We start from the raw sequence: 15,068 nt of genomic DNA on the forward strand, positions 1-15,068 counted from the left end.
GGTATTTATTCTTCTACACTATCAATTAAAATTTCTAACATATCTATAGCGGCTTGAGCTATTTTTGTTCCTGGTCCGAAAACCCCAACAGCACCAGTATCAAATAAAAATTGATAATCTTGAGCAGGAATTACACCTCCAACTATTACCATAATATCTTCGCGACCATATTTTTTTAATTCTCCAATTACTTGAGGAACTAATGTTTTATGTCCAGCAGCTAATGATGAAATTCCTAAAATATGAACATCATTTTCAATGGCTTGCTTTGCAGCTTCTTTTGGTGTTTGAAAAAGTGGACCAACATCTACATCAAATCCTAAGTCAGCATAACCAGTGGCAACAACTTTTGCACCACGATCATGACCATCTTGACCTAATTTAGCAATCATTATTCTTGGTCTTCTTCCTTCTAACTCAGCAAAATTATCAGCTAGTTCACTAGCTTTTTTAAATAACGAATCGTCTTTTATTTCTTTACTATACACGCCAGATATGGTTTTATGTACTGCTTTATGTCTACCAAAAATAGATTCTAAAGCATCTGAAATTTCTCCTAAGGTAGCTCTATTTCTAGCAGCTTTAACAGCCAAGTCCAATAAATTTCCGTTACCAGTTTCTGCACATTTTGTTAAATCAGTAAGAGATTTCTGAACATCTTCTTGATTTCTTTTCTCTTTTAAATCGTTTAGACGATCTATTTGAGATTTTCGAACAGCTTCATTATCAACTTCTAAAATATGTAAAGGATCTTCCTGTTCTAATTTATACTTATTAACACCAACAATTACATCTTGTCCGCTATCAATTCTTGCTTGTTTAATTGCTGCGGCTTCTTCAATCCTCATTTTAGGAATTCCTTTTTCAATAGCTTTAGTCATTCCTCCTAATTTGTCCACTTCTTGAATAAGTTTCCAAGCTTTATTGGTAATTTCTTCAGTAAGTTGCTCTAAGTGATAACTACCAGCCCAAGGATCAACAGTTTTTGTAATGTGAGTTTCTTGCTGTAAATAAATCTGAGTATTTCTTGCGATACGAGCAGAAAAGTCTGTAGGTAATGCAATAGCTTCATCTAAAGCATTAGTGTGTAAACTTTGCGTTCCACCAAATGCGGCAGCCATTGCTTCAATTGCTGTTCTTGCTACATTGTTAAAAGGGTCTTGCTCTGTTAAACTCCAACCACTTGTTTGGCAGTGTGTTCTTAATGCTAAAGATTTTGGATTTTTAGGATTGAATTGTTTTACCAATTTTGCCCATAACATTCTACCTGCACGCATTTTTGCAATTTCAGTAAAATGATTCATTCCAATAGCCCAGAAGAAAGATAATCTTGGAGCAAAAGCATCAATGTCCATTCCTGCTGCCAAACCAGTCTTAATATATTCCAATCCATCAGCTAATGTATAAGCTAATTCAATTTCAGGAGTAGCTCCAGCTTCTTGCATATGATAGCCAGAGATAGAAATTGAATTAAACTTCGGCATATGATTACTGGTGTATTCAAAGATGTCAGCAATAATTTTCATTGAAGGAGTAGGTGGGTAGATATAAGTATTTCTCACCATAAACTCCTTTAAAATATCATTTTGTATAGTTCCTGCTAATTGTTCTGGTTTTACACCTTGTTCTTCAGCGGCAATAATGTAAAAAGCAAGAATTGGTAAGACAGCTCCGTTCATTGTCATAGAAACAGACATTTTATCTAAAGGAATCTGGTCGAATAATACTTTCATGTCTTCTACAGAATCAATAGCAACACCAGCTTTACCAACATCACCTTGAACTCTTTCGTGATCTGAATCGTAACCTCTATGCGTAGCTAAATCGAAAGCAACAGATAAACCTTTTTGTCCGGCAGCTAAGTTTCTTCTGTAAAAAGCATTACTTTCTTCAGCTGTTGAAAAACCAGCATACTGTCTAATAGTCCAAGGTCTTCTTACATACATTGTAGAATAAGGCCCACGTAAATTAGGGGCTATTCCAGCAACAAATTTTTCGTGTTCAAAACTTTGGATATCAGTTTTTTTATTTGTCTCTAATTTTATATTGGATATATCTTTTCTACTCATAAGAAATATGTGAGTTTATGTAAGCGTAATATAGTTCAAAAGCTACAAAGGTTTTTATAGCTTGATTTTTAAAATCATTTTCTTTTAGATCGATCAAAGCATATGCTATGGTCTGAGGTGAGTGATCGGGTTCTTCTCTAAATGTAATAATTAAATCAGTAATATCTTTATGATTTGTTTCTAGAATTAATTTCTCAGAAAACTTATCAAAATGATTTAAAACTAAATTAGAGTTGTTTTTTTCTTGCTCTTTATACCAGTTTAATGTAACTGTATTCATTTTCTTTATAACACTTGAATCAAGTTCTGAAAGACTTTTAAAACCTTTTCTAGCCCTATTTTCTTTATTTTTTATCCATACATAGTTTTTTAGTTTTCTATGTGATGTTAAAAGTAATTCGATAGTTTTTTTTGTGATGTATGTTGAATCTAGAGTGTTATTGTAAAATAAATCCTTAAGCGTGTTTTGATTGATATATGTTTTTTCAGGACTTTTAGCTTTAATGAAATTAAGGTTATCATTAAGTGCATTAACATATTTTTTATAAGCTAAATGTGAATCGCTTTTATCTATGTTGTATTTATTACATATTATACCTTCAAAGTGATCAACCATGTTATCTATATCATATAGATTCTTTGTTGAGTACATATTATCATTAATATTCAAATTTTGCGCCTTGGTAATTTGAATAAAAAGTATAAGAAATACTATGTTCAGTGTTTTACTCATGATCTAATTTTGAGGTTAAGCAAGTGTAAAAAAGTTCGAAAGCAATAAAGGTTTTAATAGCTATGTTATTATAGTCTTTTTCTTTTAAGTCTAGTAGAGGAGCTATTAATAAAGGATTGTTAAGGTAATTTTCTCTAAAAGTAATTATGAAATCATTGATGTTTTCATTGTTGCCTTGTGCTATTATTTTTTCTGAAAAACGATCTTCATAGTTCAAAATGTAAACAAAATCTTTATTTTTTATTTTTTCTACATATTCATCTAGAAACTCATCATCTTTGAAAGCCTCAATTTGTTCTGGTGTAAAAGGAGTAAAGCTTAAGAAAGCTAATTTATGTTTGATATTTGAACTTTTAACCCAGACATAATCAAATAATTCTTCATAAGATTCTTCTAAAAGATTTAAGCTGTTTTCTGAAGATATTTTAGATAAGAGAAGAGGAAAGTTTATGTTTTCTCTAGAAAGATCTTTGATAAACATTTTAAAAGCTATTGAAGCATTTTCAGGTTTTATCAGATAGTAATTGCAAATGTTATTCTGAAAGTCATTCACCATTTTTAAAACAAGTTCATCTTTATAGTTTTCCTTATTGAAATGGTTGTAGCTGTCTGATTGGGATTCAGCAACTATTGTAGAACAACAAAAAATAATTAAGAACAGAATAATTTTATTCATTTTCTAGTCTTTCTTGTTCAAGTTTTTCTGCTAATCTTTTTGTAATAATTGGTTGAATTAACGTTTTTTCTGATCGTTTCTTTACAAAAGGAAATAACTCTAAATCGTTTTTCATTCGATCATTTTCGTTTTGAATTTTATTCGTTCCTAATAAAACTAGTTCTCCTTGATCAAATAAACCTTGTTCTTTTTGTGCAGATTCTTCTATTTTTCTTTGAATTATTCCTTCTTTTAATTGTTTTAAAAATCCTCCACCTTGTTCTATTTGTTTGAAAATTTCTAAAGCATTTTCTGCCAACTGATGAGTTATACTTTCTATATAATAACTACCATCAGCAAAATGTTGTGCATTTTCAAATCCACTTTCTTCTTTAATAACTAAAAGTTGATTTCTAGAAATTCGTTCTCCAAATTCGTTTGATTTATGAAAAATTTCATCATAAGAAGCATTTGAAATAGTATTAGCTCCTCCTAAAATTGCACTCATACACTCAGATGTAGTTCTCAGCATGTTAGTGTTATAGTCATATAATGTTTTGTTTCTTAATGTTGGTTGAACAAATATATGTGCTTCATTTTCGCTGATGTCGTATTCTTTTAAAAGTGATTGCCATAAAATTCTAAATGCTCTCAACTTTGCGATTTCAAAGAAATAGTTTGTGCCGACAGAAAAATTGAAATGGACTTGATCAGCTATTTTAGCACCAAAATGATTTAAATATTCATTAGCATGAGCTAGCGCATATGCTAACTGTTGTGTGCAATTAGCACCTGCATTTTGATATGTAGAAGCATTAACTGCAATACTATTATTTATGCTACTAATACTTTCAAGCTGTTTATGATCTGATTGTAAATTTGAATACCAGTTACCTGTTTTTGCTAGGTTTCCAATAATATCAATATTAAAGTAAACGTTTTCGTTAATTAAGAAATCAGATAATTTTTTTACAAAATTAGCATCTAAAAAGTTAAACTTAAAATATGTTTTTGTTTCTGATTTTAGTTGTAAATTATTTAAAAGTTTTTCTATATCAAACTCTTCATCTACTATGAATTCGATAGCGTTTGCACCTCTTTGCAGCGCATCATTAGCCAGTTTATTTGCTATGTAGACGTCATCAATGAAAATTGATTCACAAATAGAAAAGTTAGAAGAAGGTAGTTGAATTTTTTGATGTGTTTGATCTTCTTTAGAGTAAAAAGGTCTAACTGTAATTCCTTCGTTAGTATTCCAAAGTAACGTTTTATTGTAGTCTAATCCTTTTAAATCTACCTGTATTTTTTGTTTCCAAGCTTTTTCAGAAACACCTTCAAATTCATCAAATAAAAAATTCTCCATTATTTTTTTATGGTATCAAATTCAATTATGTAAATATCTTCGTTTTCTCTTTTCATTAAATATTTTTCTCTGGCGAATCGTTCTAATTCTAGAGAATCTTGTAGTTTTCGTATGGTTTCTTTGTCTTCAGCAATTCTTTTTTTATGGTAATCTACCCAAGTTTCTAGTTCCTTAATTTCAGAATTAAATTCTTGATGTCTCATGTAAGAATTCTCATCAAAGAAAATCATCCATCCAACAAAAACTGTTAGTATAATAACATATGTAATTCCAACGGTAATACCTAATATTTTTACTGTTCTGTTTAATTTCATGCTACAAGCGTTCGCTAATTACAGTTCTAACAATATCAATGGCTACTGTATTATATCTGTCGTTAGGAATAATAATATCTGCATAGTTTTTTGTAGGTTCAATAAACTCTTGGTGCATTGGTTTTAAAGTATCTTGATAACGAGATAAAACTTCATTAATGTCTCTACCACGCTCTGTAATATCTCTTTTAACTCTTCTAATTAAGCGCTCATCAGCATCTGCATGCACAAAGATTTTAATGTCACACAAATTTCTCAACTCTTTATTATTAAAGATTAATATCCCTTCTACAATAACCACCTTACGAGGATGTGTTTTTACTGTATCTTTTGTTCTATTATGAGTGACAAATGAATACACAGGTTGTTCTATGATCTGATTATTTTTAAGTTCTGTTAAATGTTTAACCAATAATTCAAAATCGATAGCTCGAGGATGATCAAAATTAATTTTTGATCTTTGATCATAGGTTAAATTGTCTGTAGCGTTGTAATATGAGTCTTGAGAAATTACACAGACTTCATCTGGCGGTAACTCATTAATTATTTGATTTACTACAGTAGTTTTTCCACTTCCTGTTCCTCCAGCAATTCCTATGATAAAAATGTTTTTCATTTGTAGTTAAAATATAAGCAAATTTAGAAAAAATAGGGCATAAAAAAAGACATCTTTTTAGATGTCTTTTTTATTTTGAGCCGATAGAGGGACTCGAACCCACGACCTGCTGATTACAAATCAGCTGCTCTAGCCAGCTGAGCTATATCGGCTGTTGCCTTTAAAAGCGTGGCAAATATATAACGTTTTTTGAAACTGGCAAACTTTTTTGAAAAAAATTATTTTCTTTCTGATTTAGGTAATATTTTGAATGAAATAACTGGGATGTTTACATGATTTACGACGTCTTCAGTGATGCTGTGATCAAAAATTTGAGAAAAGCTACTTCTACCATGAGTGGTCATAATTATGATGTCAGCATCGTAACTCTTTGCATAATTGGTAATTCCAGCTTCAATAGTATAGTCAGAAATATAAGAAACATCTTCTAAATGATCTGAATTATTGTTTGCTTTATCGAAGAAATTTTTAACTGTATTTCTCATTTCAGCAGAACTTAAAAATGATTTCCCTGGTGTATTTACATAAATCATTTTTGTTTGTAAACCGATAAAATCACAAAACTCTTTAATTCTTTTATATGGTCCAATTGAATCGTCTGTAAAATCACAGGCAAAAATTGCTTTTTTAAATCCATGATCTAACGGTTCGTCTTTTATCACAAGCACTGGAACATTTGAGTGTCTAATTACTTTTTGAGCATTAGATCCAATTAAAAATTCTTTAAAACCAGTGGCTCCTTTAGATCCCATCATAACAAGATCAATTTTTTCTTCATTATATAAAGTGTTTAGTTCTGTAAAAACTTTATAATGTTTTAAAATAGGAGTCACTTTTACATCTTTTAAGTAATCTTTATCTAAAAATTCATTGAATTTATTTTCAGCTAATTTCAGATAAAGTACAGTTTCTTTTGTAGTATTTGAATTATTCATCATTGCTGTAGATAACTCAAGCATATGTACAGCTACGATTTCATAATCAAAAGTTCTACCATAATAGGCCGCTGTTTTTAATGCATTTTCTGACTGGATAGAAAAATCTACGGGGACTAATATTCTTTTCATAAAGTGTGTGTTTGAAGTTGTACCCTTTAAATTACAAAAAAAAAGTGGTTTTTAAAACTTGTTGGATGTTTAAGTGTTTGGTTTTGTGTGTTTAAGTGGTGGTTTTGTTTAGTTCAAATGTTTTCATATTTTAGTAGTAAAACGATATTAATGAAAAAAATTATCACTGTTTTTGGGGTATTAATACTAATAATTTCGTGTTCATCAAATGATGAAAAAACTATAAATTTAGATCAGGAAGAATTCCTTGATAAATCTTACGGTATCGGTGATTTACAGAAATATGATATTTTTTTACCTGAGGGAAGAACTCAAGCAAATACCAAAGTATTGATGATTATTCATGGAGGAGGATGGACTTCTGGCGATAAAAATGAATTGACTTTTATTTACAATTATTTTAAAAAGTTAGGGCGTAATTTTGCGATTGTAAATTTTAATTACACATTGGCAGATTTAAATACTAAGCCGATTCCTTTACAAACTAACGATATAAAAAAGTTTATTTCTCATCTAAAAGAAATGAAAGATGTATATAATATAGGAGATGAATTCTTTTTATTAGGATCGAGTGCTGGAGCACATTTATCGATGATGTATGGTTATAAATTTGATACAGATAAAGATATTAGAGGAATTATTAATGTTGTCGGACCTACTAATTTTTTGCATACATCTTATACGCAAACTACAAACAATGAAACGGCAGAATTATTAAATAATGTTCAGGTTTTACATAATGAAACTATAGAAAATAATCCTTCTTTTTACGAATCTATTAGTCCTATTTTTCATATTTCTTCAGAATCACCAGCTACAATTTCTTTTTATGGAGGAAATGATCTTCTAGTTCCTGAACAACAAGGTGAAATATTACATAAAGCTTTAGATGAACTTCAAGTAGTAAATGAATTATACATATATCCTACTGAAGGTCATGGTTGGGGAGAGCCCAATATTCTTGATACTTTCCTTAAAATTGAATCTTTTTTAAATAAAAATTAAAAAAACTTTGTAACGTTTTTAAAAAATTCCAGTTCTTCCTATCAAACAACTAACTAACATTATTTAAAAGGTTTGGATTCATTATCAGATAGTGCATTAATGCTGAAAGTAAAATCAGGCGAAAGTCATACGTTGGGGCTTTTATATGAGCGTTACAAGAAACGTTTGTTTGGTTTCTTTTTTCAGATGAGTAAAGATGCTAGTTTGTGTGAAGATTTAGTACAAAACGTGTTCATACGAGTTATTAAATATAAGCACACTTATACCGAGGAAAGTAATTTTGTGTCATGGATTTTTAAAATCGCCAGAAATGTATATTATGATCATTTCAAAGGGAAAAACAAAAGTAAAACCTATGATATAGAAGAACAATATGATGTTCATTCTTTTGAAAATGCAGAGAACTCAATAGAACAAACAGAAAGAATATTGCTTTTAAAGAAAGCGATAAATCAATTGCCTAAGGCTAAAAGAGAAATAATTATTCTAAGTAAAATGAAAGAGTTGAAGTATAAAGAATTGGGAGAAATCATAGGGTGTTCAGAAGGTAATGCAAGGATAAAAGTACATAGAGCATTGCACGATTTAAAAAAGATTTATTTAACATTAGAAGAGAGATAGTATGGAAAATTTAGATGTTAAAGCAATGATGATAGATTACTTATCTGGTAATTTATCTGAAACAGAAGAAAAGAATTTTAAAATTCAGTTAGAAAAAGATCCGGCTTTAAAAGAAGAATTCTTAGAAATGAGTTTTTTCTGGGAAGCAGAGAATACAGAAATTCCAGAGCCTACTATGGAAATGGATCGAAAGTTTTATGAAATGCTGAATGAAGAAGTGAAGGAAGAACAAAAAGATTCATCATTAGTACGATTTATAAAACGTGTAGAAGTATTACCATTTAGAAAAGTATTCTATGCATTAGGTATTTTAACTATTGGCTTTTTTTTAGGAAAAGGGATGAACAATGTAAAAGAAGTACACATCACTGAAGAAGTAAGAGTAGCTCAAAAAGAAACAGAGCAAGTACGATCTCAATTGGTATTAACATTATTAGATCAACCTTCTGCAAATCAAAGGTTACAAGCTGTTAATGAAGTGAGTAAATTAAGTGAAGTAACAGAAACAATTATAAAGGCTTTGTTCGCAACATTAAATAACGATGAAAATGTAAATGTTCGTTTATCTGCAATAGAATCTTTAAAAAAATACACAGACATGCCTATTGTAAGAGAAGGATTGGTTGCTTCGATAGTACATCAGAAATCACCATTAGTACAAATAGAATTAGCAGATGTGATGGTTTTATTACAGGAAAAAGAAGCTGTAAAACCATTTAAAGAATTAATAGATCAAGAAGGAATAAATTCTAGCGCAAAACAAAAAATAGAAGAAAGTATATCTAACATATACTAAAAGAATTTGATGTAAATGGCAAATCCTAGGTCGCTTTTTACAGAGATACATATAGTCATTCATCAAAACCAAAAAACATGAAAACAATTAAAATCAGTTTATTAATACTATTGTTCAATATCTTATTTATAAATGCACAATATCTTAAAGGAGAAAAGAAGTACAATCAAGTTGAAACAATAGAAGAAGAATATCAATTTTTAGAACAATCGCCAGACAATATTGTGGTAATCGATAATGTTTACGGTTCTATAGATGTGGAAGGTTACAACGGAAAAACCATCAAAATTGAAGTAGTAAAGAAAGTTTCAGCAGATACAAAACAAGATGTTGCTGAAGGTATGCAAGAAATAGGAGTGAAATCTTCAAAAAAGGGAGATGCAGTTTATATTTATATGGATTCACCGTATTCTAAGTTTGATTTAGAAACAGGAAATTTTCAACATCATGAGTTTAATTTCGGAAGTAGAAGAAATTACAAACATCGTAAGAAAAGAATGTATAAATATCGTTTAGATTTTAAAGTGAAAGTTCCTAAAAATGTAAGTATAGATGTTAAAGCAATTAATAAAGGCAATATTACGATAGATAATGTTCATGGAAAATTATTAATCGTGCATAATGTGAATGGAGCAATTGATATGACCAATGTTTCTGGACAAACAGATGTAAATGCTTTGAATAAAGATATTAATATCACCTATGCTAAAAATCCAACTAAAGAAAGCTGGTTTAAATCACTAAACGGAGATATTAATGTGTTGTTTAAAAATGGATTAAATGCAGAAATTAGTTACAAAACAATGAATGGAAACTTTTATACAAATTTTGATGTTGAGAAAACAACGCCTCAAGTTTCCAAAATAAAACAGAACTCAAAAAGAGGAGTAAAATATAAACTTAATAAAAGAAAGAATTTTAAAATAGGAAATGGTAAAATTCCTTTTCATTTCGATCAGTTGAATGGAGATGCCATTGTAAAAAAATAAAAGAAGTATGAGATTTATTAAAATAATAATCAGCTGTAAAAAAATAAAAGAAGTATGAGATTTATTAAAATAATAATCAGCATTGTTTTCTTAGTTGTTTTTCAACTTTCAGCTCAAGAAACTGTAAAAGTACCATTAACAGATCCATCTAAACCAGGATTTTTAAAAGTGAAGATTCTTAACGGTGCTATAAAAGTAAAAGGTTCTAATACTAAAGAAGTAATTATAAAAGCTTCCGTTAGGGAAGGAAATAAATACAGAAGTAGGAAAAAGAAAAATAGAAAAGATTTACAAGGATTAAAACAAATTTCAAATACAGGATTAGATTTTAGTGTAAAAGAATATAATAATGCTATTGATGTAGATTCTGATAGAAATGGTACGACAGATTTTGAAATTGAAGTTCCTAAAGATTTTTCTCTAAGGCTATCGACTTACAATAGTGGTGAAATTTATGTAGAAAATGTAAATGGTATTATGGATGTAAGTAATGCGAACGGAAAAATCACATTAAAAGATATTAGTGGAGCTGTAAGTGCCGATGCATTAAATAAAGATATTACAGTAAATTTTCTTAAAGTTACTCCAGATACACCTATGGCGTTTAGTAGTTTAAATGGAGATATAGATATTACTTTTCCCAAAAGTTTAAAAGCAGATGTAAGAATTAAATCTGAACGAGGTGATATTTTTACCGATTACGATTTAAAATCGAAGCCTGTTAAAAGTAAAACTTCTAAAAGTGAAAGAACTGGTAATGGATATAAAGTAAAAGTAGAAAAATGGATAGAAGGAGAAATTAATGGTGGAGGTCCAGAAATTTTATTCAAAAATTATAATGGCGATGTAATTATTCGTTCTAACTAATCGAAAAAAGATCACTGAATAAGTGATCTTTTTTGTTTATTGTTTGATTAAATAGAATTAGATAATTCTAAGTTGTTGCTGATAAATTTTTTAGGTGTAATTTGAGTTTCTGATTTAAAAATTCTATAAAAACTAGCTTCAGAGTTAAAACCACATTCTTTGGCAATTCCTAAAAGAGATAAATTGTCTAGCTCTCCATTAAGTAATCGCTTTTTTACTTCTTCAACCCGAGCTTCATTAATTAACGATCTAAAGTTTTTTTGATAATGAGCATTTATAGTACTAGACAATAAAGTGTCACTAATATCTAATTGTTTGGCTAAAGACTTTAAAGTCAATTTAGGATTTAAATAAACTTTATCAGAAATGATGGCGGTATTTAATTTTTCAATTATAGAAATATCTACATCATTTTCTTTGTTATTATTTTTTTGAGGTAAGATAACTTCAGCATTTTTAAATCCAATTATAGCTATGTAATAAACAATAGCTGCTATTAAAGAATGATGAAGATCCCAACGCCAGTTGTAACTGTGATCTAAAACAGCATTTAAAGTAAAATTAATAATATGAAGTGCAGATAATGTACAGAGTAAAAAGAATAAAATGTTTAGAAATTTAATTTCAGAATCTTGTTTTGTGTTTGTTTTTGGAAGTCCTATAATAAAACTTTTAAGTTCTAATCCGCCAAAATATAAATAACAACCACTCATAATCATTAAAATATATTCATCTAGATTTTTTGCTTCATTAAAAAACAAAGCATCTGTAATTAATCTTTTTTCTGAGTATACCTGAGTTTGCATGGCGACGATATACATGATTACAGAGTACATTTGAGAAATAAAAAAGGGAATAAAGTGCAGCCAATCTTTCTTTTTAAATTTAAAGTCGATATTTTTTATTGATAAAAAATAAAAGTAGAATAGTGGAGGTATTGCTATTTCTACACTATTAGGAAAATATCCAAAACCATGAACTTCCCAAAGATTTAGAGAAAGCAATAACATTTTTGAGTTTAACCACACAAAGGCTAAAATTCCTAAAGCAAGAAATTTATTAGATTTTTTAATGGTTGATTTTTTCAGTAAAATGATACTGCAAACAATTCCGGTTGTAATTCCTATTAATACAGATAAATCAAAAAAAGATAATTCTATGCGCATATCTTAACATTAAGAGTATAAAAGATGTTATTTTCTTTAAATTTCAATTCTCTAAAATACATCAGTTAAAGAGAACATATAACATTAATAACAATTTAAATTACGAATTGTTACAGTTCTATTTTAATTCAGTCAACTTAACAAAAAGTTAATTCAAGCTTAGTGTTCTCAACATTTTAGTGGTTTAATTTCGAGCATCAATTAATTAAAACAATTATAACCTTCTAAATTTAAAATCACTAAAAATGAAACAAATCTACTTTTTATGTATTCTAATGTTTTTTACTTTTTTGGGTATTTCGAACTCACAAAATAACTTAAAAGTAATGACTTTTAATAAGTTGTATTCAACAAGTAGTAATTCAGCTTTAAACGTAGTAAGAGCTTCAGGTGCAGATGTTATTGGTTTACAAGAATCATACGGAGCAGCTCGAAGCATTGCAAACTCGCTTGGGTTTTATTATCATTCTGTAAATAGTAGTGTAACAATTATTTCTCGTTATCCTATTACTTCTACAAATTCTTCAGGAGTTCAAATCACTTTACCTGATGGTTTAAAAATTTATGTATTCAATGCACATTTAACTTCATATCCTTATGAGCCTTATGAAATAAGAGATAGAAGTATAAGATCAGAGTCTGCGGCTATTAATTCGGCAAATAGAACAAGAGGAAACGAAATGACTAAGATTGTAAATACCATACAAAGTTGGGTTCCTGCTGGAGCTCCTGTATTTTTTACTGGAGATTTTAACGAACCAAGTCATTTAGATTGGACTACAAGAGCTGCAAATGCTAACGTTCATGCGCTAAAAGTGGCTTGGCCAGCTAGTAGAAAAGCAATAAACATTGGATTGAAAGATTCTTGGCGAGAAGTGTATCCGAATGAAGTATTAAATCCTGGAGATACATGGACGCCTAGAAGATCATCGAATGAGGTTTATGATAGAATCGATATCATTTATCATAAAGGAAATAATGTTGAAGCTATTAATGCAGTTCGATACGGACCAACAAATGACGAAGCTGAAGTTAAGTTAAATAATTATGCGAGTGATCATCGTGCTATGATGGTTACTTATATTATTCCTGAAGAAAATGGAGGAGGAGATAATGGAAGTGATTCAAGTTATGGCGAAAACCTATTGAAACAGTATAGTGCAGAAGAAAGTAATTTGAATAGTTGGAATCAAGTTTCTGGAAATAGTATTAGAGTTCGAGGTGGACGTAATGGATATCCAACAGCTAAACAAGGAAATTATATTTTTTGGTTTGGAAATTCTAGTATAGGAGAAGTTTATCAAGATGTAAATGTTGAAGCTTATGCAAATGCTATTGATAATGGTTTACAATCTTTTTATCTAGAAGGGTTTATTAGATCTTATAGCGGAAGAGACAGAGCAAGAATTCGATTAGAATATAGAAATGCAAACAATACTGTATTAGCAAGTTTTGATAGTAATTGGAAAAATAGAAGTAGTAGTTGGGAAGAAGTTACTGATGAAAGAATTGCTCCAATAGGAACAAGAAAGATCAGGGTAATTTTATTGAGTGAAAGAAACAGTGGAACTTCAAATGATGGTTATTTAGATGCGTTAAGTTTAAGAACAAAAGAAAATAAGTTGTCTCGAAGAAGTAACGTTCTCAAAGAAGAAATTAAAGAAGCGGAAAATGAATTTAAAGTTTGGCCTAATCCAGCAACAAATATCATCAGTATAAATAATAGAGATAGAGGAGAGATTTTCATTGTAAATGTTTTAGGTGTTATTCAGAAAAGAGTGGAACTTACAAAATCTAATACTGAGATTTCTATATCAGACTTATCTAAAGGATTATATATCGTTAGATTCGTAAATGATAAAGGAATTGTAAAAACTAAATCTTTAATTATTAGATAAAAAAGAGATAAAAGTTAAAGCTCAATGAATTCTTTTTCATTGAGCTTTTTTTATGTTTTTACTTTTCTAATCGTTCTTGTTTTTTAATTTTTTTCCAGTAAAGAAATCCGAAAATTAAAATTAAATCAATACAAACGAAATTACTAATTAGCATAAAGTTAAAGTTATCGATTACTTCTGTGGTTGATAATACAGTTACCTTAAAGTGATTGTTAGCGGCATGAAAAAAAGCAGCAATAAATATTGAATGTTTGTTGAAACCGATATAGGCAATAATTATAGATGAAGCGATACAAATAAGAGGATATGTAATAAAAGCTTCTATATAAGGATAATGTTGAAAGTTGTATCCTTGTAAAGCTGCAGGTAAATGCCAAATTCCCCATACAAATCCGAGTATAAAAACACCTTTGAATTTTCCGTATGAATTAAAAAGTTTGTCTTGTAAATAACCTCTCCAGCCAATTTCTTCACCCATTACTAATATTGTCATAGCTAAGTAACCAAATAATAATAGAGCAGCATTTTTAGGGAAAGTTCCTAAAATAGACCAATCAGGACTAGTTCGAAATCCTAGTGAAATTTGAATAAAAAAATCAATACTTACATAAACTAAAGGAATTAAGATTGCTAGAAATATTCCTTTTACAGATGATTTGAAAAAATTTAACGATTTCCAATTTCCACCTTCTCGTTTATTAATAATTATGGCTAATAAAGCAGGCATAATAGCTAAGGATAATTCTGATACAGCTCTAATAATAATACTTGTTGATGTATCTAATAAATTATATATCGTAAAACCAATTGCCCAAGAAACAATAAGAACTAAAAGAATGTAATTTAAAGACTTTTTAAGGTCTGATTTTTGTTTTGTTTTTGTCTGGATTGTAGTGTTCATAATGTTGA

Annotated in this window: 15 protein-coding genes and 1 tRNA gene; 6 read left to right on the plus strand and 10 right to left on the minus strand. The window is 29.2% G+C overall.

The genetic code is table 11. The annotated features are described in order from the left end of the window. Positions 1 to 5: 5 nt before the first annotated feature. The 8 genes from scpA to AQ1685_RS05785 all read right to left on the minus strand — a co-directional run bounded on the left by scpA (position 6) and on the right by AQ1685_RS05785 (position 6,817). A complete protein-coding gene (gene scpA / locus AQ1685_RS05750) occupies positions 6 to 2,069 on the minus strand; it encodes a methylmalonyl-CoA mutase (RefSeq protein WP_095070245.1) in 2,064 nt (687 codons plus the stop codon). Continuing rightward, positions 2,062 to 2,802 carry a hypothetical protein gene (locus AQ1685_RS05755; protein WP_095070247.1) on the minus strand — a complete coding sequence of 247 codons (741 nt, stop codon included), beginning with the start codon at positions 2,800 to 2,802 and terminating at the stop codon, positions 2,062 to 2,064. Before AQ1685_RS05755 ends, scpA begins: the two co-directional genes overlap by 8 nt. After that, positions 2,795 to 3,478 carry a hypothetical protein gene (locus tag AQ1685_RS05760; protein ID WP_095070249.1) on the minus strand — a complete coding sequence of 228 codons (684 nt, stop codon included), beginning with the start codon at positions 3,476 to 3,478 and terminating at the stop codon, positions 2,795 to 2,797. Before AQ1685_RS05760 ends, AQ1685_RS05755 begins: the two co-directional genes overlap by 8 nt. Beyond that, positions 3,471 to 4,820, minus strand: a complete 1,350-nt coding sequence (locus tag AQ1685_RS05765; protein WP_095070251.1) for a methylmalonyl-CoA mutase subunit beta — start codon at positions 4,818 to 4,820, stop codon at positions 3,471 to 3,473. Before AQ1685_RS05765 ends, AQ1685_RS05760 begins: the two co-directional genes overlap by 8 nt. Next, on the minus strand, positions 4,820 to 5,134 hold the full coding sequence (locus AQ1685_RS05770) for an FtsB family cell division protein (RefSeq protein ID WP_095070253.1): 315 nt from the start codon (positions 5,132 to 5,134) through the stop codon (positions 4,820 to 4,822). Before AQ1685_RS05770 ends, AQ1685_RS05765 begins: the two co-directional genes overlap by 1 nt. 1 nt (position 5,135) lies before the next feature. Next, the gene (gene udk / locus AQ1685_RS05775; protein ID WP_095075012.1) at positions 5,136 to 5,741 is read right to left on the minus strand and encodes a uridine kinase; all 606 of its coding nucleotides are present in this window, start codon (positions 5,739 to 5,741) and stop codon (positions 5,136 to 5,138) included. A gap of 87 nt (positions 5,742 to 5,828) precedes the next feature. Continuing rightward, a tRNA-Thr gene (locus AQ1685_RS05780) sits at positions 5,829 to 5,902 on the minus strand. A gap of 66 nt (positions 5,903 to 5,968) precedes the next feature. After that, complete coding sequence (locus AQ1685_RS05785) at positions 5,969 to 6,817, minus strand: universal stress protein (RefSeq protein ID WP_095070255.1); 849 nt, start codon at positions 6,815 to 6,817, stop codon at positions 5,969 to 5,971. Positions 6,818 to 6,967: 150 nt separating this feature from the next. Here AQ1685_RS05785 and AQ1685_RS05790 point away from each other — a divergent pair, with 150 nt between their 5' ends. The 5 genes from AQ1685_RS05790 to AQ1685_RS05810 all read left to right on the plus strand — a co-directional run bounded on the left by AQ1685_RS05790 (position 6,968) and on the right by AQ1685_RS05810 (position 11,095). After that, entirely contained in the window at positions 6,968 to 7,822 is an 855-nt protein-coding gene (locus AQ1685_RS05790) for an alpha/beta hydrolase (protein ID WP_157730121.1), read from the plus strand. Between the two features lie 99 nt (positions 7,823 to 7,921). Further along, entirely contained in the window at positions 7,922 to 8,443 is a 522-nt protein-coding gene (locus AQ1685_RS05795; RefSeq protein ID WP_095070259.1) for an RNA polymerase sigma factor, read from the plus strand. Position 8,444: 1 nt separating this feature from the next. Further along, positions 8,445 to 9,239, plus strand: a complete 795-nt coding sequence (locus AQ1685_RS05800) for a HEAT repeat domain-containing protein (RefSeq protein ID WP_095070260.1) — start codon at positions 8,445 to 8,447, stop codon at positions 9,237 to 9,239. 77 nt (positions 9,240 to 9,316) lie between these two features. Next, positions 9,317 to 10,228: a DUF4097 family beta strand repeat-containing protein gene (locus tag AQ1685_RS05805; protein ID WP_095070261.1), complete on the plus strand. Its 912-nt coding sequence runs from the start codon at positions 9,317 to 9,319 to the stop codon at positions 10,226 to 10,228. Between the two features lie 54 nt (positions 10,229 to 10,282). Then, the gene (locus tag AQ1685_RS05810) at positions 10,283 to 11,095 is read left to right on the plus strand and encodes a DUF4097 family beta strand repeat-containing protein (protein WP_095070263.1); all 813 of its coding nucleotides are present in this window, start codon (positions 10,283 to 10,285) and stop codon (positions 11,093 to 11,095) included. 47 nt (positions 11,096 to 11,142) lie between these two features. On the opposite strand, the gene AQ1685_RS05815 is transcribed toward AQ1685_RS05810, so the two are convergent. Further along, positions 11,143 to 12,261 carry a helix-turn-helix domain-containing protein gene (locus AQ1685_RS05815; protein WP_095070265.1) on the minus strand — a complete coding sequence of 373 codons (1,119 nt, stop codon included), beginning with the start codon at positions 12,259 to 12,261 and terminating at the stop codon, positions 11,143 to 11,145. A gap of 245 nt (positions 12,262 to 12,506) precedes the next feature. Between AQ1685_RS05815 and AQ1685_RS05820 the strand changes: the two genes are divergently transcribed. Then, complete coding sequence (locus AQ1685_RS05820; protein ID WP_095070266.1) at positions 12,507 to 14,159, plus strand: endonuclease/exonuclease/phosphatase family protein; 1,653 nt, start codon at positions 12,507 to 12,509, stop codon at positions 14,157 to 14,159. 58 nt (positions 14,160 to 14,217) lie between these two features. Here the strand turns inward: AQ1685_RS05820 and AQ1685_RS05825 are convergent, their stop codons facing one another. Further along, positions 14,218 to 15,060: a CPBP family intramembrane glutamic endopeptidase gene (locus AQ1685_RS05825; RefSeq protein ID WP_157730123.1), complete on the minus strand. Its 843-nt coding sequence runs from the start codon at positions 15,058 to 15,060 to the stop codon at positions 14,218 to 14,220. Positions 15,061 to 15,068: the final 8 nt, after the last annotated feature.

The sequence above is a fragment of the Tenacibaculum jejuense genome (assembly GCF_900198195.1).
Lineage (GTDB): Bacteria > Bacteroidota > Bacteroidia > Flavobacteriales > Flavobacteriaceae > Polaribacter > Polaribacter jejuensis.